The sequence below is a fragment of the Micrococcus sp. 63XJN7_8_ISO-PGPR-S23-253 genome (genome assembly GCF_056173425.1).
In genome coordinates, this window is the sequence record NZ_CM149673.1 from 1,799,654 (window position 1) to 1,818,076 (window position 18,423).

Below are 18,423 nucleotides of genomic sequence, written 5' to 3' on the forward strand. Positions count from 1 at the left end.
GGTCTCGGCCGCGCAGCCGGGGGCGGCGCGGGATGCGGCCAGGAGGGGGCTTCAGTGCCGCAGCGGGCCAGCATGCTGACACGCGGCGGCGGCCTCGTCGATCACGGAGCGCGCGCTCCCTCGCCTGGGCAACCTGGACAGGATAGCACCGGTGATGCTCGTCGCGCTCAGCGGTTCGCTCGTCGGGACCGCTCCACGATGCGGTCCAGCTTCCGGCGGTGGGCCCGGTCCTTCGCGGGTGCGCCATGGGATTCGTCACTCTCCTGGGCGCTCAGCAGCAGGCCGCAACCGAGGACGACGGCACCGAAGATCGTGATGAACACCTCACCCAGCTGGAGGGAGGTCACCAGGATGATGAGCGCGGCCCCCTCGACAGCCACGCGGGACGGCGAGCGGTGCGTCCGGGCGAAGGGCCGCAGGCACAGCCAGAGGTAGGCGCCGACCACGACGACCAGGAACGGCCAGCCGCCCTCCACGAGGAGCCCCAGGTAGGAGTTGTGGAAGAACATGGTCACGCCGTCCAGCTCCACGAAGGCCGTGGAGAGGCCCTGGCCGAAGAAGGACGTGTCCGCGACCTTCTCCGCGGACGCCTCCTGGATCTGCGCACGGAACCAGTCCGTGCCCGTGCGGTCTCCGAAGATGCCGAGGTCGGCCAGGTTCTCCTCGGCCCAGCTGACGAACCAACCCATGACGACCCCCAGTGCGATACGCAGGACCCGCCCCAGGTAGGGGCTCACGAGGATCCACACGACCGCGCAGAGCAGCGCGGCCATCGAGGTTCGCGAGCCGGTGAGGAAGGTCAGGGCGGCACCGGCACCCAGCACGAGGAGTTTCGGGCCCATGCGCTGCATGGTGGCCACGAGCAGCACCGGCAGGAGCGCATAGAAGAGGCCGGAGACGTTCTTGTCCCCCAGGAAGCCGGTGAGGTAGCCCCCGTAGGTGTCCGGGGCCAGGCCCGCGTAGAAGAGGGGCACGTTGATCAGTGCACCGACCGTCATCCCGTAGAGGATGCCCTTGATGTCGATCCGCTCGCTGGCGATGGCGTAGATCAGCAGGATCAGGAGCGTGATCCTCGTGGCGCGACGCGTGGGGTCGAGGTCGTTGTGCACGGTCACCGCGACGAGATACGCCACCAGGGCCAGTGCGACGAGGGCCAGCACGCCGTAGTGGGAGAGGTCCCGGCGGGGTTGCCGGAACGAGGCCAGGAGGAGCAGAAGGATGGCCGAGAACTCCGCGAACGGGATCGGCAGGCCGGGAGCAGTGAACGCCTCCATCACCAGGCCGATGGCCAGCACGGCCTCGAACAGCCGCGGCGAGGCCGACGTGACCAGCGGATTCCACGGGGAGCGGGTCCACGCGGCCTGACCGTCCTCGACGAGGCCGAGTGAGGCGTGACGCCTGGCAGGCCGGGCCTCGGGTGGCGCGACGGCCCCCACAGCGCGGGCAGCCGTCCGGTCACGGGGCGTGCTCGGGCGCATGGTGCGGAACCTTTCGTGGACGCCGGGCAATACTCGGCTCAGCGTAGCGCGGTGGCGGGCCTCGTCCTCGGGGCCTCAGAGCGCACGGTGGGTGTTGGTACCGTGGACCTGTGCGTTTCCTGGCCACAACGGCCCGCGCATCCCCGTCCATGACCCCCGAGGTGCTCCGTGACGATCGTCGACTTCTTCCGCCTCCTGCGCGCCAACCTCCTGCTGCTCCTGGCAGCAGCCCTTGTGGGGGGTCTGTTGGGTTGGGGCTACTCCGCACTGCAGCCCCGGATCTACGCATCCGAATCTCAGGGGTTCCTCGCCGCCCGGGCTGCAGATCAGAGCCTCATCACCAGCAACCTGCCCGCCGAGAGCCGGGCTCAGGCCTACGTCGCCCTGATCAACAGCGAGGCCGTGCGTGAACGCGTGGCACAGGACACGGGGCAGGACGGCGACGGCTCGCTCTCCGCGGTGCTCGTCCCCGAGTCCAGCATGATCAAGGTGACCGCCACCTCGACCGATCCCGAGACCGCCGCGCAGCTGGCGAACAGTGCACTGCAGGCGACGGCGGACGTGGCGGCGGACGTGGACAAGAACAGCCCGCTGGAGGTCGTGCCGCTGTCCGATGCCCGCGTGCCCTCTGCCCCCGTGAGCCCTGACACCCGGCGCAACGTCCTCTTGGGCGCGGTGGCCGGACTGGGTGCGGGACTCGCCATCGCCGTGCTCCGTCGTCTCCTGGACGTGAAGGTGCGCAGCCGCGCCGACGTGAAGGAGATCACCGGCGCCGGCGTCATCGGGGCCGTCCCGGAGAACGCGTCCCTGACCCGCACGGGCGAGGAGGCCGTGGACCTCGACCCCCGGGCCGGCGAGGCCATCCGGGCGCTGCGCACCAATCTCAAGTTCGTCTCCGTCGACGAGCCGCCCCGCGTCGTCTCATTCACGAGCGCGGACCCCTCCGAGGGCAAGTCGACCGTCGCATCGAACCTGGCCCGCGCCCTGGCCCTGGCCGGCGAACGGGTGCTCGTGGTGGACGCCGACCTGCGGCGGCCCCGGCAGCACGACCTCTTCCAGGTGGCGGGCGACGTGGGCCTGTCCGAGGTGCTGGCCGGTGAGGTGCAGCCGGACGACGCCCTCGCGGCGACCGGCATCCCGAACCTCACGCTGCTTCCCGCCGGCCGGACGCCCCCGAACCCGTCGGAGCTGCTGGGCTCGAAGCGCATGCGGGCCCTGCTGAAGCTGGCATCGGAGGACTTCTTCGTCATCGTCGACTCCCCTCCCCTGCTGCCCGTCACGGACGGCTCGCTCCTGGCCACGGCCGTGGACGGGACTGTGCTCGTGGTGCGTCAGGGGCGGACCCGCAAGGACCACCTGGAGGCGGCTGTGGAGAATCTCGCCGCAGTGGACGCGCATCTGATGGGCGTCGTGATGAACGGCGTCGCGCGCTCCCAGCGCGGCGGCGGCTACTCCTATGGCTACGGGTACGAGAGCACGTACCACAAGTCCCACGAGAAGTACCTGAAGGGAACCGGCGCGGCCGGCAAGGGCGGAAAGAAGTCCCGTCGGGCCGCACGCGCGAAGAAGGGCTGACGCCAGTCCCTCCACGCGCTGGGGCCCGCACCTTCCGGTGCGGGCCCCACTACGTCTGTGCGCGCCTGCCAGTGCTGGCGGCGGCCTCGTCGATCACGGCGCGCGCTCCCTCGCCTGGGCAACCCGGACAGGGTTGCACCCACGCGACGGGGGCGGGTCGGCTCAGAGGCTGTGACTCTGCACCTGCGCCGCGTCCTCGGCATCCGGCGTGGCTGCCGAACGCCCCTGAGCGCGGGGAGGGTAGGGGCCGCTGTCGCCGTTGCGGCGCTCGAAGTGCAGGGTCTGGGGCGACCGCGGGCCGTTGGGCCCGTCCGGATCCACGACGATCTCCCGGTACGCCCAGTAGTCCAGGGGCACGCACCTGCCCCCCTCCATCTGAGAGAAGCTACTGGTGTACACATGGAAGTTCTCTAGGTAGAGCCGCCCGTCATCCTTGACGTTCTTCGGGTCGATGGTGCCGGTGTACGTCCAGGTGTAGGGGGTGTACATGAAACCGTCGGCCTTGATCTGCGGATCACCCGTCTCAGGACGCCCCCACTTCGCGGAATGCTGGGCGCCTGCACTCCAGGTGATCTTGTTCTGCTTGACGTGGTCACCGCGCACCCAGTAGACGAGCTTGGCGCCACTGTAGCTGGCGTCCTTCGAGACGTCGTAGAGGTAGAGCCCCCAGGGCGCACCGTCGGGAGTGGTGCCCGGGTTGGAGGGCGCCGAAGTCACCTCAATGGAACGAGAGGTGCAATTGGTACCACGGCGCGTGACCTGCACCCAGCCGTTGATGCCGGGATCCTTGCGCAGCGAAGCGGCGAAGGACGGTGCCGCCGAGACCATGGCCACGGCGGGGACAGACCAGGCCAGACCGGTGGCGACGGCGCGTCGACTTGGGCCTGACGCGGTGGTGTGAGCAGAGCGAGCAGTCATGAGGGGCCTTTCGGGGGGAGATGTATGCCAGATGTATTTTCTCTGAGCAGACGCGATTTCTGCAAGAGTATCAGCGTGTACCACCCGCCGTTTCTGACAGGTACGTCCGCAGGCGTTCGCGCTGGTCCGGGGCGGTGTAGCCGACGGCGGCCAGGGGCCCGAGGTCGAGGGCGCTGTTGGTCGGCCGCGGTGCCACGCCCTCCTTGCCGGCCAGGTACGCCGCGGTGGTGGTGGCGGAGACGCGGGCGGCGTCGTGGCCGGTGTCCTCGAAGACCCACCGGGCGACGTCGTGCCAGGTGACCACGTCGCCGCTGTTGGTCATGTGGAACGTGCCCGTGGGCGCATCCGTGGTGACCAGGTGCAGCAGGGCGTCGGCGAGGTCGTCGGCGAAGGTGAGGCGGCCGTGCTGGTCGGCGACGACGGCCGGGTCGATCCCGCGCTTGGCGAGGGACGCCATCGTGGCCACGAAGTTCTTCCCCTCTCCGATCACCCAGGAGGTGCGGACGATCCAGTGCCGCGGCACGGTGCGCACCGCGGCCTCACCGGCGGCCTTCGACTGGCCGTAGACGCCCAGCGGCGCGAGCGGGTGGTCCACCGGGTGCTCCTGCCCCACGGGGAGGGTGCCGTCGAACACGTAGTCCGTGGAAACGTGCGCCAGGGGGACGCCGGCCTCGGCGCAGCGGCGGGCGAGCTCGGCGACGGCGGTCGCGTTGACGGCCCAGGCCTGGGCCCTCCCCTCGGGCGTCTCGGCGGCGTCCACCGCGGTCATGGCGGACGCGTTGACCACGGCGCGCAGGCCACGGAAGTGCTCCCGCGGCCACGAGGCCGGATCGGCCATGTCCCACGTGTCCCGGCTGTGGGCCTCCACCGGGATGCCCGCCGCCTCGGCCCGGGCCACGAGGGCGCGGCCGAGCTGCCCGCCGGCGCCGAGCACGAGGATCGGGGCGGGCGGCATGGGGGTGACGTCCGCGAGCATCGGGTGGGCGCGGTCCTTGTCCGAGAGCTCGGCGTTCTCGAGCGGGATGGGCCAGGCGATGGCCGCCGTCGGGTCCGCGAGGTTGAGGAACGTGTACCGGCCCTGCGCGTCGGCGGACCAGTGGTCGTTCACCAGGTACGTGTAGGCCGTGTCCGGCTCGAGCGTCTGGTAGGAGTTGCCCACCCCGCGCGGCACGAAGACGGCCTTCTCCGGGCCGAGCTCCACGGTGGCGACGGCGCCGAAGGACGGCCCCTCGCGCAGGTCCACCCAGGCGCCGAAGATCCGGCCGTGGGCGACGGCCACGTACTTGTCCCACGGTTCGGCGTGGATGCCGCGGGTGGTGCCGACGGCGTCGTTGAAGGAGATGTTGTTCTGCACCGGGGCGAGCGAGGCCAAGCGGGGGTGCTCGGCGGCGAGGGCGCGGATCTTCTCCCGCTGCCAGTTCTCCTTGAACCAGCCGCGGTTGTCCCCGTGGACGTCGAGGTCGAGGACGAGCAGGCCGGGGATGGCGGTCTCGGTGATGCGCATCAGCGGTTCTCCCTCACTGGCCCTGGGCGCGGTACGTGGCCTCGACGGCGTCCTTGGCCGGGCGCCACCAGGCCTCGTTCTCGCGGTACCAGCGGACGGTGTCCGCCAGGCCGGCCCGGATGTCCGTGAACTGCGGCTCCCAGCCGAGCTCGGTGCGCAGCGCGGTGTTGTCGATCGCGTAGCGCAGGTCGTGGCCGGGGCGGTCGGCGACGAGGTCGTAGTCGTCCGCGGGGCGGTCGAAGAGCTCGAGGAGGATCTCCACGATCTCCCTGTTGTTCCTCTCGCCGTCCGAGCCGATCAGGTACGTGCGGCCGATCTCGCCGCGTTCGAGGATGCGCAGCACGGCCGAGGAGTGGTCCTCCGTGTGGATCCAGTCGCGGACGTTGACGCCCTGACCGTAGAGGCGGGGCCGGACATCGTCGATCAGGTTGGTGATCTGGCGCGGGATGAACTTCTCGATGTGCTGGTACGGCCCGTAGTTGTTGGAGCAGTTGCTCAGCGTGGCCTGCACTCCGAAGGAGCGGACCCACGCGCGCACCAGGTGGTCCGAGCCGGCCTTCGAGGCCGAGTAGGGGCTGGAGGGGTTGTACGGGGTGGTCTCCGTGAACTTCGCCGGGTCGTCGAGCTCGAGGTCGCCGTAGACCTCGTCCGTGGAGACGTGGTGGAAGCGCTTGCCGTGCTTGCGGACCGCTTCCAGGAGGACAAAGGTTCCGACGATGTTCGTCTGGATGAACGGGGACGGATCGTTCAGCGAATTGTCATTGTGGGACTCCGCCGCGTAGTGCACGACGGCGTCCGACTCGGCGACCAGGCGGTCCACCAGGGCCGCGTCGCAGATGTCCCCGACCTCGAGAGTGACGCGGTCCGCCGGAAGGCCGGCGAGGTTCTCTTGGTTGCCGGCGTAGGTGAGCTTGTCCAGGACGACGACGTCGTGCCCGGTCTCGCGGACGACGTGGTGGACGAAGTTCGATCCGATGAACCCGGCGCCGCCGGTGACGAGGAGGTGCATGGGGCTCAGGCTACAGAGGTCGGGAGCAACGCGGGCCCGAGACGGCGTTCTTGCAGTCAAACGCCGCGCCTGTGGATACACCGCCTACTCTGCCCCGGGCGGTGGTGCCCCACGGGCAACGAAGCACCCGCGGTTCCATCACGAAACCGGACAAGGCATGCACGCGAGAGACCACACGGGCGCTTAGCGAATCACGGGCCGGGCAGGTGTCTCTCCGGGAGGCCAGCAAGGCGCTCCTCTGAGGTAGCCGGAGATCCGATTAGCGCCTAGGTAGAGTGTGACGCATGGAGTTAAAGCGCCTGGCCCGCCTCCTTCGGACTGCGATGGCTCGGCGGCGGCCGTTGCAGCGCCGCGTCGAGCGCTCCATCACTGTCCCTAAGTTGCCCCGTCGGAACGTCAAGCCGGGCAGCGTGTGGGCGGTGACGATGGTCCGCAATGAGGCAGACGTGGTCGGCCGCTCTATCCGCCACCTGCTCGGACAGGGCGTGGACGGGGTAATTGTGGTGGACAACCTCAGCGAGGACGCCACCCCGGACGTTCTGGCGGAGCTCGCCCGCGAAGATGGCCGGGTACATGTCGGGGTGAACGCGCTCGACGCGTTCTATCAGGGTCGGGCAATGTCCTACCTGACTTGGCTTGCCCACCGAGCGGGGGCGGACTGGATCATCCTGTTCGACGCCGACGAGTTCTGGTTCGGGCAGGAGGGGACCGTCGTTGACGCGCTCCGACAGGTTGGGCCAGACCGGGTCCAGGCGGCCGCCTCCTATGACCTGCTGCCCGGCACCCTCGAGGGGGTAAATTTCACCGATCCGAACGCCGTGGCCCGTATGAGGCAGGAGCCCAGTACAAAGAAGGTCGCCATCCGTCCGGACCGGTGGGTGTGGGTGGATGATGGCAACCACACATGCCTTGACCTCGCCCGCGACGTTCCCGGTCCCCTGCGCATCGCGCACGTTCCTCACCGCTCGCTGGAGCAGCGCATCCGCAAGGTTGTGCTGGGAGCCGCCGCCCTCGAAAAGGCCGACACCCTGCGCCCCGACATCGGCAACCATTGGCGCGCCGCAGCCGGCCTGAGCGAGGCTAACCTGGCGGCCGCGTGGTCCCAGGAGGTCGAGGCGGCTCGAGGTCTCCCCATGGTGCCTTTGCCCACCAAATGGGAGGGGTGGACTACCCCCTTCTGAGCCCGCTAGCTGGGATGTTCAGGGAGGTTGGTCAGTCTAGTCACCGGTAGCAGACCTCCGACCGCGGAGTGATCTCGATGATGATTGTTGAAGAGCAATCACCTCGGGAGCTGCCCATCACTCTCGGGCGTGGAAGCGTAGAACCTCGCATAGACCCACCCCTCGGCCAACGTGCGATGGAACCGCTTGATCTTCCGGTCGTCTGCGGTCGAGAGGGTCGAGTCCGCTTGCGCTTGATCCCCAGTTGCGTGCAAGCATCGCGCCAGGCACAGGCGAGGTAGGCAGAGCCGCTACCCGTCAGGACCCGCTCCACCCCCACACCCAGGCTGAAGCGCCCTGGACATCACAACTAGGCTGGCCTCATGACACCGACGCCGGACGCTCTCAGGAGATTCAAGCACCGGGCTTTCGTGGCTTCGAAGCACGCCCGATGGGCCGCGCGGGATGCTCGGATCGCCCTGGAGGATCGCCGGTGGGCCGCACTGGAGGAGAAGTTCCCCTACCGATACGACCCCTCATTCTTCGCGCATACCTTCCTGGCCCGCGAGGCACCTGCGACACCAACGCTCGGTGCTGCCCCCCACCGGCTCTGGACTATTTGGCTGGGCGGGGCACCCACCCCGGCACGCAAGGCCTCCCTCCAGGCACTGGAGGCGCAGCCGGGTGTGGAGGTGACGATCGTCCGAACACCTCGGTCCGTCATGCTCCCGGGGCACCCATTCCACCCTGCCTTCGAACACCTGACGTCGGTCCACAAGTCGGACTATCTGCGGGCCTACCTCATGCACCACTACGGCGGCGCCTACATCGACGTCAAACCGATGCCGCACCCGGTTCGCCCCCTCATCGACCAGCTCAACGGCTCAGAGGAGCATCTAGCCCTTGGCTATGCCGAGGTGACCTCGGAGTACGCGGGGCATCCCCACCACGGCCTAAGGGCCGTTCTGCGCCGTCACTACCGCGCCCTGATGGGTCCCTCCATGTTCATCTTCAAGCCCCACTCTCCGTTCACCGCCGAATGGATGCGAGAGCTGCACGCACGGATGGACTATCTGTCAGCCCCCCTGGCGGAAGCCGACGCGGCGGATGCGGACCCTTACGCCACGCCCGCGGTCTACCCCATCTGGTGGACCGAGATTCTGGGTGACATTCTCCATCCGCTGTCCTTGAAGTATCGCGACCGGGTCATCCTTACCGATTCCGCGCAACCCGTCCTCCAGAATTACAGGTGATCCCCTCGTGAATTTGACCGTTGTCATCCCCTGCTACAACGAAGATCCGGCGAATCTCCTCCAGGCGGTCGGTTCCATCCCCAAGGATTTAGATACCGAGGTGATCGTCGTAAATGATGGTTCGACGCGAGAGGAGACCCTGGCAGTCCTCGACTCCTTGGATGCCGTGGTCATCCACCAGCGCAACGCCGGCGTCGCAGCCGCGCGCAACGTGGGCATTGCAGCCGGGACCGGGCACTATATTCTTCCCCTCGACTCGGATGACTATCTTCTCCCAGGATTTATCGAGTGCCTGGTGCAGCACATGGACACCCACGACACGACGAGCGCTGCGACGGAGTGGCAAAGTTTCGGTCATACAACGGATCGGCATTTACCACCTGAGGTTGTCACCGCGCCAGAGATGGTGCGGAGCTGCCCCATCAACAACAGTTGCCTTTTCCGCCGTCACGACTGGGAGAAACTGGGAGGATATGACGAAACCTTGCGGATTGGATTCGAGGATTGGGAATGGTGGACTCGCCTCCTTCTCCAGACGGCGGGCGTGGCCAGGCGAGCCGAGAGGCCTGGATATATGTACCGGTTTCAAGGAGAGGGCGAAACCTCGACAATTACAATGGTATTGACGCCCTGACTGCCACACGATCAGCAATAGTGAAGAATAATCCCGGCTTGGAGAAGGAGATAATTCCAGGACTGCTCCAGGATCTAGATCTGTCATTCTTCTTGGGCCAAAATCAGTCTCCCCTCGCCGGTGAGGCAACCGGGCAGGCTCAGTACTGGGCCCGGCGCCACGGGAAGCTGGAAGGCCTCAGGACCCGCCTGGAACGCTCGCTAGGCCTCGGCCGATGACCTGACGACGCTCCCTGTTAGGGTTGCGGCATGCCGCTCTCGTCTGCCACTGATGTACGAGCCCACCCGCGACAGCGCAGGATCTCGTCCACCTGGCGCCACATCTCTGTGTAGGTGAAGCGCTCCCGAGCAAAGGACGCGGCACGGCTCCCCAATCCCTGACGCCTCTTAGTATCCGATGCCAGGTCTTCCAGGGTCTGACGCCAGCCCGCCAAATCACCCGGGCGCACGAAGGCCGCCGTCTCGTCGGTGAAGTACTCCCGCATGGCGGGGGTGTCCGTCAGGACCAAGCAGGCGCCGGTGCCAGCGGCTTCCAGGGCCACGGTCTGTCCACTGAAATAGGCCATCACGTGCGTCGGGATTGCCACGACGGATGCAGACGCGACGATGCGACGATATTCGGAGAACGGGACTCGTCCGTGAAAAACCACTTCCGGACCAGGCGTGACACCCCGCAGATGCCCCTCACCGGTGTAGAGGTGCAGCTCCAGCTCGGAGCCTCGCATGGCCTCCACGAGCGTGGCGAAGTCTCGGCCACGGTCCGCGCCGACGGACACGATCCCATCCCGCGATTCAAAGGGCGCGACCGGGAACTGCCCAGGGTCGTAACCGAAGCTGACAGCCTCCACCTTCTCGCGCCGGAAGCCCGCCTCGACGAGGAGCTCTATCTGGTTCCGGGAGAAGACGAGGATCAGATCTACGCCGTCGTACAGTGCCACTGTGGCCGCCCGCTCCGCCGCAGTCATCGACTGCAGCTCATCAGCCAGCCAGCAGGCGATCATAACGAGCGGCTTCCGCGCGTAAGGCGCCAGGCCTCGGCGCTTTGCCCAAGAGGCCGAGAGCGCCTCCTTCTCCAGGAAGGCGAGCACCAAATCCGCCTGCCAGGCCTTGCGGACAGACCGGATCGTTTTGTCCATCGGCCGGCCAGAGCGATGCTCAACGACGTCGCGGACCTTGCGGTGGACTCGATGCCTTGCCGGCTCGACGTCCGTGAGGTCGTACCCGAACTGGCGGAGCTTGTCGATCCCATACGGACCGTCCGCTGCGCGACCAGAGGTGAGGACCAGGCAACGGGTATTCACGGGCGCCTCCCGAATGGCATCGCGGATGGAGAACGATTCCTCGACGCTCCCCCTCGGGGGAGCATCCGCGAGGAACTGGCTTCAGCGTACCCGGCCCTATCCGACCTAGGATGGACCCGACGCCGACCACCTGACCGAGGAGTTGACTCACTCGTGGCCCTCCATGTCGGGCTCTACAGTCCCTGGAGTACCGACGACCCCCGGGCATGGTCCGGCGTCGTGGCACCCATGGCAGCCGCGCTCCGTGAGCGATTCGCCGTGACCGTGTTCCGTCCGGTCACTCAGCCGGATGCAACCGGCGAGCGGCTCCGCACCCGCCTCCGCGGCATGAGGGGACGGCGCAGTCTCCCCACGCACACCATGGCGACCGCTCGGCTTCGCAGCGCAGCTCTGGCGGATCAGATCCGCGCGCACACGGGAGAGCCCCTGGATGCCCTGGTGGCCATCGCCTCGTCCACCGATGTGCTCTCCCTCCCCCGCGATCTGCCCCTCGTCCAGGTCACGGATGCCACCTTCCCCGCCATCTGCGGGTTCTACCCGATCGCGACCGGCCTCGGCCGTCGCAACGAACGGGAGGGGCTGCGCGTCGAACAGGCCGGGGCCGCCGTGACGGATCACTTCCTGGTTGCCTCTGACTGGGCTGCCCGCAGTCTGATCGGGGACGCAGGCGTCTCACCCAGTCGGGTGACCGTCGCCCCCTTCGGCCCCGCGACCCCCACGTCGAATGCGCCCCGCCCACGGACGCCAGATTCCCCGTTGCGAGTCCTGGCTGTCATCGCCGATTGGGAGCGCAAGCGTGGAGACGACGTTGTCCTCGCCGTGGAGCAGGCTCGACAGAGCCGGGAGATCGGACTGACCATCGTCGGCCGTACCCCGGAAGGCCTCCCCCCGTGGGTGGTCACGCCAGGCGTGGTAGACCGGTCGGTCCTCGTCGAGCTTTACAGGGAGCACGATGTCCTCCTTGACCTCGCCCTGGCCAACGCGGCCGGCGTGGTCATGACCGACGCCCTGGTCGCGGGGCTGCCCGTCATCGCCACGCGCGTAGGGGGTGTGGAGACCATCGTCCAGGACGGATTCACCGGATGGCTCGTCGCCCCGGGCGAGGCCGTCGACCAGACCGCACGTCTACTCGGGGAGCTCTCGGAGGCAACCGTGGCGCGCGCCGCCGAGGCGGCAACCCGAGACGGCCAGGCGCGACTCAACTGGCAGGCATGGGCAAGCGCCGCGGAGCAGGCGGTCCATTCCGCCCTCGAAGCGCGCAGAAGTTCTGTCCCCTCCGCCTCGGCCAAGCGGAAAGCCGTCATGCTCACGCCCGTTCTCCCATCGTGGACCCGCCAGGAGTCAGCGGGCGAGCACCTGGTGCACTCCATTGCCGAGGTGTTAGGCGAGAGTGCCGAGCTGACGATGGTCACGACCGATGGCCCGGCCAACCGTCGCGCTCTCGCCCGCGGAGTCCCCTTCTCCCATCGGATCCTCTCCCCTGCGGCAGACCGCCGCGGCCGCCTAGAACGCCTGCTCGCAGTGTCCCCGTCGCTGAGCCGCGTCGCCCTCTCACGGGTTCGAGACCTGGTGGCAGAGGCCGATGTCATCGACGTGCAGTGGGAGGAGACCGCCATCCTGCTGGGAGCCATTCGCCGCATCAATCCCAACGCGCGCGTCGTCGTGACACTGCACGACGTCCTCTCCCAACGGTTCGGGCGGCAGCGAAAGCTCCAGACGAGCATCCCACGCCGAGCAGCCTGGGCGGTCCGGCGTGCCGCCGCCCTCCAACTCGAGGGTCGGATCGCTCGACACGCCGACGATGTCGTGGTCCTCAGCCAGAAGGACGCCGATCTGCTGCCCCGCCGAGGCACGCACGCACGGGTGCACGTGGTGCCCCCCGCGATCTCCGGCCGCGTGCGCACTGAAGCCCCCTCCTCAACGAACCCCCTGCTTCTCTTCGTGGGCTACATGGCCCGTTGGGAGAACGAGGACGCGATGCATTGGTTCGTCACCGAGATCCTCCCCGAAGTGCGCAAAGCGCACCCCAACGCGCGGGTCGCCGTCGCGGGCGGCGGGCTCCGCGATCACGTCGTGGCAGAACTCGAAGCCAACGCCGTCGAGGTTCTGGGCTTCGTGGACGACCTCGAACCTCTGTATGCAGAAGCCGCCGTGGTGGTGGTCCCCCTCCGCTACGGCGCTGGCGTGAAATTCAAGGTGGTGGAGGCACTCATCCGCGGAGTGCCCACGGTGACGACCACCGTGGGAAACGAGGGCATCCACCCCGCCGACGCCGCGTTCGTGGCCGATGACCCCCGGGCCTTCGCGGCATCCGTCAACCGGGTGCTCCGAGATCCTGACGCCGCCAATGGACATGCCCGCCGCACGGCACCTGCCGTGGCCGAGGAATACGGAGAACAGCGCTTCCACGCCCGCCTCCAGGAGGTCTACCTATGAAACCCACCGTCAGCGTCATCATCCCCTGCTACAACGCCGAGGCCTGGATCGGGAAACAGATCACCACCGTGCTCGCCCAGTTGGGCCCCGAGGACGAGCTGGTGCTCGTGGACAACCTCTCCACCGACACCACCCCCACTCTGCTCGCGGCGGCCGCCGCAGCCGATCCGCGAGTGCGCACGGTGCTTGCCGATCAGCGTCAGGGGGTGAACCACGCCCGGAACACGGGACTGGCCGCCGCGCGCGGAGACCTGCTCCTGATCTGCGACGCGGATGACACCCTTCACCCAGGCTGGGTCGACTCCTTCCGGCAGACTCTCACGGAAGGGGGGCTGGCGGGCGGGATAGCCACGCCGGTCGACGATGCAGGCAACCGCCTGGGCCCGGACATCGGCCTCGGAGAGATCTTCGGCGGCCCGCTGTATCCGCTCGGAGGGAACATGGGGATGTCCCGGGCGGTCTTTGAGACCGTGGGCGGCTTCGACGAGTCCTTCGTGGGCGGGCACGACGAGGCCGACTTCGCCTGGCGCGCCGCAGCAGCCGGCTGGCAGGCGCGGTTGGCCGAGGGAGCACGCATCGACTATCTTCAGCGGCCGACGGTCAAGGGGACCGTACGCCAGCGGCGGTCCTACGCTCGAACCTCGGTCCAGCTGTGGGCCCGCCATCCGGAGACCGCCGACCCGCACGGGGTGAGCGCCTCAGCAGCAGTCAAGGGTTTGACGCGCGCCTTTCCCCAGGGTCTGCGCGCGATGAGGGGGCGCGGGTCCCTGACCGACGCCGCTGCATGGGGATGGACCCTGGGCCTGCTGGAGGGCCATCTGCGGTATCGCCTTCTGGGGAAGCCGCCGCAGCCGCTCCTCCCGGCAAAGGAAGCGCGATCTGCCGGTCCCGAGGGCGGGCCGTCTTCCGCCTAGACTCGGGCTCATGAAGGGCATCATCCTTGCCGGCGGCACCGGCTCGCGTCTGCACCCGATCACCCACGGCATCTCGAAGCAGCTCGTGCCCGTGTACGACAAGCCGATGATCTACTACCCGCTCTCGACGCTCATCCTGGCGGGGATCCGGGACATCCTCGTGATCACCACGCCCCATGACGCGCAGCAGTTCCAGCGGCTCCTGGGCGACGGCTCCCAGTTCGGGATCTCGCTCAGCTATGTCCAGCAGCCCTCCCCCGACGGCCTGGCACAGGCGTTCATCCTCGGGGAGGACCACATCGGCGACGAGCATGTCGCGCTCGTCCTGGGGGACAACATCTTCTACGGCCCCGGCATGGGCCAGCAGCTGCGCCGTCACACCCAGGTCGACGGAGCCACCGTGTTCGGCTATTGGGTAGCGGACCCCAGCTCCTATGGCGTGGTGGAGTTCGACGACGCCGGCAAGGCCGTCTCACTGGAGGAGAAGCCCGAGGAGCCCAAGAGCAACTATGCGGTGCCCGGGCTGTACTTCTACGACAACGACGTCGTCGAGATCGCGAAGGGCCTCAAGCCGTCGGCGCGCGGCGAGCTGGAGATCACCGACGTGAACCGCACCTACCTGGAACGCTGCAGCCTCAACGTGGAGGTCCTTCCCCGGGGCACGGCATGGCTGGACACCGGCACGTTCCACGACCTGAACGACGCGTCCAACTTCATCCGCACCATCGAGTCCCGTCAGGGCCTCAAGGTCGGCTCGCCCGAGGAGGTCGCCTGGCGCCAGGGCCTGCTCACCGACGACGAACTGCGCGAGCGCGCCGAGCCCCTCGTGAAGTCGGGGTACGGGAAGTATTTGCTCGACCTCCTCGAGTCTGGCCGCTGATCAAGCTCGGGGGGCCGGGGGCTCGGTCGCCCCCGCGCCCCCGGCCTCCCTAGCGCCGCCCCCCTTCGGCGTGGCGCACCAAGTGCTCCACACGGCTCAGGTTCACGTTCTCCCACGTCTCCGCCCCCACAAGTTCCAGGCCAGCCCGTCGCATCTGCTGATACTGCCCGACGTCAGACGCGGCCGCCAGCACCGCCTCAGCCAGGCTCCGAGCATCGCGCCGCCGTGCAACGACGCCGACACCGTTGTCCCGCACCAGCGGCGAGAGGGTCGCCTGGGGGAATCCGATTACCGGAGCGCCGCTGCCCAAGCTCTCGTAGTACGTGCACGAGGGATCACCTTGGACATGAGGGAGGAGCATGAGGTCGACCGTCTCCCGCACCAACGGCTTCCATTCCGTCTCGAAGTCGCAGAATCCCGCGAAGCGAACGTCCAGGCCCGCGATACCCCGCAGATGGCCGTCCAACTCTCCCCCGCCGAACATGGTGAGGGTGACCCCGGGAAGGTGATCCCGTAGGACCTCCATCGCCCGCACCGCGTACTCCGGCCCCTTGATCGCGGTCCATCGTCCGGAGAACCCCAGCCTCAAGGGGCGGATGCCGTCCCACGGAGGGAGCGTGTCATTGGCGCGGACATCCGACTCGGTGATGCGATGGTCCATGAAGCCCAGCGGATCACATGTCAGCGGCCCGTAGGCCCGCATCGCGGCGGGGCCATTGCACTGGATGGACAGCGCGTCCCGGACCATGACGCGGTAGACACGCTCGCGACGGAGCAGCCCGGCCACAGCGCGCCCCTTGTCGATCGCTCGTCCAGACGCGAGGGCTTGGTCACGGCGGATGGCGAAAGTGAATTCAGCGGTCAACACCATGGGCAGCCGCTCAGGAAGATGGGCGGCCTGGGCGTGGAGAAGAGTCAGCACGACGTCGGGGGCGAGGCCCCGCAACGACGCTACCTGCTCCTCGCGCTGGGCGAACGGGGGCACGACGAGAATCTCCACCGGAGATGATCCGTCGATCCTCTGACGGAGATGTCCCGACGGGGTCGCCCCCGCGGCGGCAGGAAGGACCCCCGGGGTGGCGAAGACCACCTCTCCCGGCCAGAGGCGGGCGTACTCCAGCACTCCGGTCCAGCTCTTCCCCTCGAGGATCCATTCGCCCGTCGCCCTGTCCTGGGAGAGCGGGAACGGGCTGAGATACACAAGTTTCATGCCGACCGACTTCGCTTTCCCCCATGTGGCCCCATAAGCCGCAGATTCTGGTTCTGGTCCAGTCCTTCCATGTGCACTCTAACCGCGGAACCAAACGTGTCCTCCGAGAACCGCTCGGCATGCGCCTGCATCGCCGCCCGGTCCCAGTCATGAGCCAGCAGACGTTCCACCCCTCCGGCCACCGCATCCACCGTCGGCTCCTCCACGAACACCCCGTTGACGCCTTCCACGATGGTGTCCAGGTAACCGCCGGCCCGTAGCGCCACGGTGGGCACGCCCCACGCGCTCGCCTCGAGCGGGGTGATGCCGAAGTCCTCGTGGCTCGCTGCGATCAGTGCCGTCGCGTGCGCGTACGCCCAGCGCAGCTGCGCGTCGGTGAGGTCCTGGCCAAACACCACGTCCTCCCCCGCCATCGCGCGCAGCCGTGCCTCCTCCGGGCCCTTGCCGATCACCACGAGCGGCCGCCCCGCGCGGGCCGCAGCCTCGATGGCCACATCCACGTGCTTGTACGGCATGAGCCGCGCGACCGAGAGCAGGAAACCGTCCTCCGCCAGCCGCTCGGCGCCGGGGATCGGCGCCTGCGGGCCCTCCGTGCTCACGGAGTGCGGCGGGAACACGAGGTCCACGCCGTCGAGCCCGTAGACGTCTTCGATCCGCTCCTTCACCACCGTGGAGTTGGCCACATAGCGTGATCGACGCCGGACGGACGCGCGGTCCCACCTGCGCAGGCCCGGGCGCAGCACGCGGGCGACCCGGCCCTTGATGCTGTCCCGGCCGCCCTCGCCCAGGTAGTCGTCCAGCAGGTACACCCAGCGCGCCGGCGTGTGGCAGTAGACGAGCGTGGCGCCGTCGTAGCGGAATCCGTGCGCCCAGCCGGAGGTCGAGACGACGGCAACCGGCTCCTTCACGTGCATCAGCGAGGAGGCCAGGGGCAGCAGCGGCAGTGCTCTCCGCGGGTCCTTCCGCAGCAGCCCCACCCGGTTCAGGGGTGAGGTGATGATGTGCGCGTCCTTGAATTCGGGGAACGTGCCTTCGGCGTCGTAGAACGTCGTGTAGATGGGCGCGTCCGGCCACATCCGGTGCAGGGCGAGCACCACCCGCTCCGCCCCGCCCTTCTGGGTGAGGTAGTCGTGGGCGATGGCGATCGTTGCGGGGGTCTGTTCCGACATCGTGTCTCCTCAGATGGCCCGTTGCGCACGGTGGGGGTGGGCCCGTCCTGCCTCGGCCGCACCCTCCACCTGGAGGGCGATGAGTCGACGAGCGAGCCCCCGGGGCAGGTAGTCCGCGACGGCGTCGATCAGAGCACTGGAGCGCGTGAGAGTGGCTTCGGTGGTGCCCCACGCCACCAGGCGCACGGCAGCACCCCACACGCCCCGCGGAGCGCCGATGGTGCCGAGCGGTGCCGCCCCGTGCTTAGTCACGAACAAGTTCCGCGCGGCCGTGCCGTGCAAGGCCCGCACCGCCTTCGAGTGCGTCGTCACGGCGGCAGCGTGGTGCCGCGTCTCCAGCTCGGGGCGGATCACCACGGGATAGCCTGCCGCGTGCAGCCGGTAGCCGTAGTCGATGTCCTCCCACCCGTACTGTCGGTAGTCCGGGTCGTAGCCGCCGATCTGCTCGTGCAGGGCACGGGGGACGGACACGTTGCCCGCCCAGTGCCGCCACTGCCGATCCGCTGGCAGCGCATACGCGTGCTCGCGGTGCAAGACGTCCTGGGTGTCACCGTAGGCGCGCTGATACGGGGTGGGCTCCAGGACGTTCAGATAGAGTCCGATCGCTCCGCCGGGCTCCCCCGAGTGCGCGGCCACGTGGTCCCGGATGTAGTGGGGTCCGGGCTCCAGGTCGTCGTCGGCGCGGATGAGGATGCGGCCGGACGTCGCGTCGGCACCTGCGTTGAGCCCGGCGACCCGTCCGTGGTTCTCCCGGAAGACGGTCCAGCTCAGGTCCAGGCTCGGGTGGTCTGCGGCTGACTGCGCGAGCACCGCTTCCGACCCGTCCACATCCCCGTCCACGACCACGTGGACCTCGAACGGCGGGGCGTCCTCCTGTGTGGCGAGGGCGCCGATCAGGCGCGGCAGCCGCTGGGCTCCGCCCCGGCTGGGGACGATCACGCTGGCCTCGGGGGTCAGGGGCGTCTCGGTCATGAGTCCTCCGC

The 18,423-nt window shown here is 68.4% G+C and carries 15 protein-coding genes and 1 pseudogene; 7 read left to right on the forward strand and 9 right to left on the reverse strand.

The window, feature by feature from the left end:
* Nucleotides 1–167: 167 nt before the first annotated feature.
* Nucleotides 168–1,478: an O-antigen ligase family protein gene (locus tag AC0VX4_RS08320; RefSeq protein WP_475464222.1), complete on the reverse strand. Its 1,311-nt coding sequence runs from the start codon at nt 1,476–1,478 to the stop codon at nt 168–170.
* A 168-nt stretch (nt 1,479–1,646) separates the two neighbouring features.
* Here AC0VX4_RS08320 and AC0VX4_RS08325 point away from each other — a divergent pair, with 168 nt between their 5' ends.
* Nucleotides 1,647–3,053, forward strand: a complete 1,407-nt coding sequence (locus tag AC0VX4_RS08325; RefSeq protein WP_475464223.1) for a tyrosine-protein kinase domain-containing protein — start codon at nt 1,647–1,649, stop codon at nt 3,051–3,053.
* Between the two features lie 162 nt (nt 3,054–3,215).
* On the opposite strand, the gene AC0VX4_RS08330 is transcribed toward AC0VX4_RS08325, so the two are convergent.
* The 3 genes from AC0VX4_RS08330 to rfbB all read right to left on the reverse strand — a co-directional run bounded on the left by AC0VX4_RS08330 (nt 3,216) and on the right by rfbB (nt 6,484).
* A complete protein-coding gene (locus AC0VX4_RS08330; RefSeq protein ID WP_475464224.1) occupies nt 3,216–3,887 on the reverse strand; it encodes a hypothetical protein in 672 nt (223 codons plus the stop codon).
* 154 nt (nt 3,888–4,041) lie between these two features.
* A complete protein-coding gene (locus tag AC0VX4_RS08335; RefSeq protein WP_475464225.1) occupies nt 4,042–5,475 on the reverse strand; it encodes a sugar nucleotide-binding protein in 1,434 nt (477 codons plus the stop codon).
* A 13-nt stretch (nt 5,476–5,488) separates the two neighbouring features.
* A complete protein-coding gene (gene rfbB / locus AC0VX4_RS08340) occupies nt 5,489–6,484 on the reverse strand; it encodes a dTDP-glucose 4,6-dehydratase (RefSeq protein ID WP_475464226.1) in 996 nt (331 codons plus the stop codon).
* Between the two features lie 284 nt (nt 6,485–6,768).
* Here rfbB and AC0VX4_RS08345 point away from each other — a divergent pair, with 284 nt between their 5' ends.
* Nucleotides 6,769–7,665 carry a glycosyltransferase family 2 protein gene (locus tag AC0VX4_RS08345; RefSeq protein WP_475464227.1) on the forward strand — a complete coding sequence of 299 codons (897 nt, stop codon included), beginning with the start codon at nt 6,769–6,771 and terminating at the stop codon, nt 7,663–7,665.
* A gap of 5 nt (nt 7,666–7,670) precedes the next feature.
* Here AC0VX4_RS08345 and AC0VX4_RS08350 read toward each other — a convergent pair.
* Nucleotides 7,671–7,987 (reverse strand): annotated as a pseudogene (locus AC0VX4_RS08350) (integrase core domain-containing protein); the annotation flags it as partial.
* A 40-nt stretch (nt 7,988–8,027) separates the two neighbouring features.
* On the opposite strand from AC0VX4_RS08350, the gene AC0VX4_RS08355 reads away from it, so the two are divergent.
* Nucleotides 8,028–8,897, forward strand: coding sequence for a glycosyltransferase family 32 protein (locus AC0VX4_RS08355; protein WP_336574925.1), 870 nt, complete (start codon nt 8,028–8,030; stop codon nt 8,895–8,897).
* 13 nt (nt 8,898–8,910) lie between these two features.
* Nucleotides 8,911–9,531, forward strand: coding sequence for a glycosyltransferase family 2 protein (locus AC0VX4_RS08360; RefSeq protein WP_475464228.1), 621 nt, complete (start codon nt 8,911–8,913; stop codon nt 9,529–9,531).
* A gap of 235 nt (nt 9,532–9,766) precedes the next feature.
* On the opposite strand, the gene AC0VX4_RS08365 is transcribed toward AC0VX4_RS08360, so the two are convergent.
* Nucleotides 9,767–10,831, reverse strand: coding sequence for a glycosyltransferase family 4 protein (locus AC0VX4_RS08365; RefSeq protein WP_475464229.1), 1,065 nt, complete (start codon nt 10,829–10,831; stop codon nt 9,767–9,769).
* Nucleotides 10,832–11,269: 438 nt separating this feature from the next.
* On the opposite strand from AC0VX4_RS08365, the gene AC0VX4_RS08370 reads away from it, so the two are divergent.
* The 3 genes from AC0VX4_RS08370 to rfbA are packed head-to-tail and all read left to right on the forward strand — an operon-like array spanning nt 11,270 to nt 15,061.
* Complete coding sequence (locus AC0VX4_RS08370; RefSeq protein WP_475464230.1) at nt 11,270–13,267, forward strand: glycosyltransferase; 1,998 nt, start codon at nt 11,270–11,272, stop codon at nt 13,265–13,267.
* A complete protein-coding gene (locus AC0VX4_RS08375) occupies nt 13,264–14,181 on the forward strand; it encodes a glycosyltransferase family 2 protein (protein ID WP_475464231.1) in 918 nt (305 codons plus the stop codon). Before AC0VX4_RS08370 ends, AC0VX4_RS08375 begins: the two co-directional genes overlap by 4 nt.
* A gap of 10 nt (nt 14,182–14,191) precedes the next feature.
* Nucleotides 14,192–15,061: a glucose-1-phosphate thymidylyltransferase RfbA gene (rfbA, locus tag AC0VX4_RS08380; protein WP_475464232.1), complete on the forward strand. Its 870-nt coding sequence runs from the start codon at nt 14,192–14,194 to the stop codon at nt 15,059–15,061.
* 49 nt (nt 15,062–15,110) lie between these two features.
* Here rfbA and AC0VX4_RS08385 read toward each other — a convergent pair whose 3' ends face one another.
* The 3 genes from AC0VX4_RS08385 to AC0VX4_RS08395 form a co-directional block, all read right to left on the reverse strand.
* Nucleotides 15,111–16,061 carry a glycosyltransferase gene (locus tag AC0VX4_RS08385; protein WP_475464233.1) on the reverse strand — a complete coding sequence of 317 codons (951 nt, stop codon included), beginning with the start codon at nt 16,059–16,061 and terminating at the stop codon, nt 15,111–15,113.
* A 206-nt stretch (nt 16,062–16,267) separates the two neighbouring features.
* Entirely contained in the window at nt 16,268–17,440 is a 1,173-nt protein-coding gene (locus AC0VX4_RS08390) for a glycosyltransferase (protein WP_475464234.1), read from the reverse strand.
* A 9-nt stretch (nt 17,441–17,449) separates the two neighbouring features.
* Nucleotides 17,450–18,412 (reverse strand): glycosyltransferase family 2 protein, encoded by a 963-nt coding sequence (locus AC0VX4_RS08395; protein WP_475464235.1) that lies wholly within the window; start codon nt 18,410–18,412, stop codon nt 17,450–17,452.
* Between the last annotated feature and the right edge of the window lie 11 nt (nt 18,413–18,423).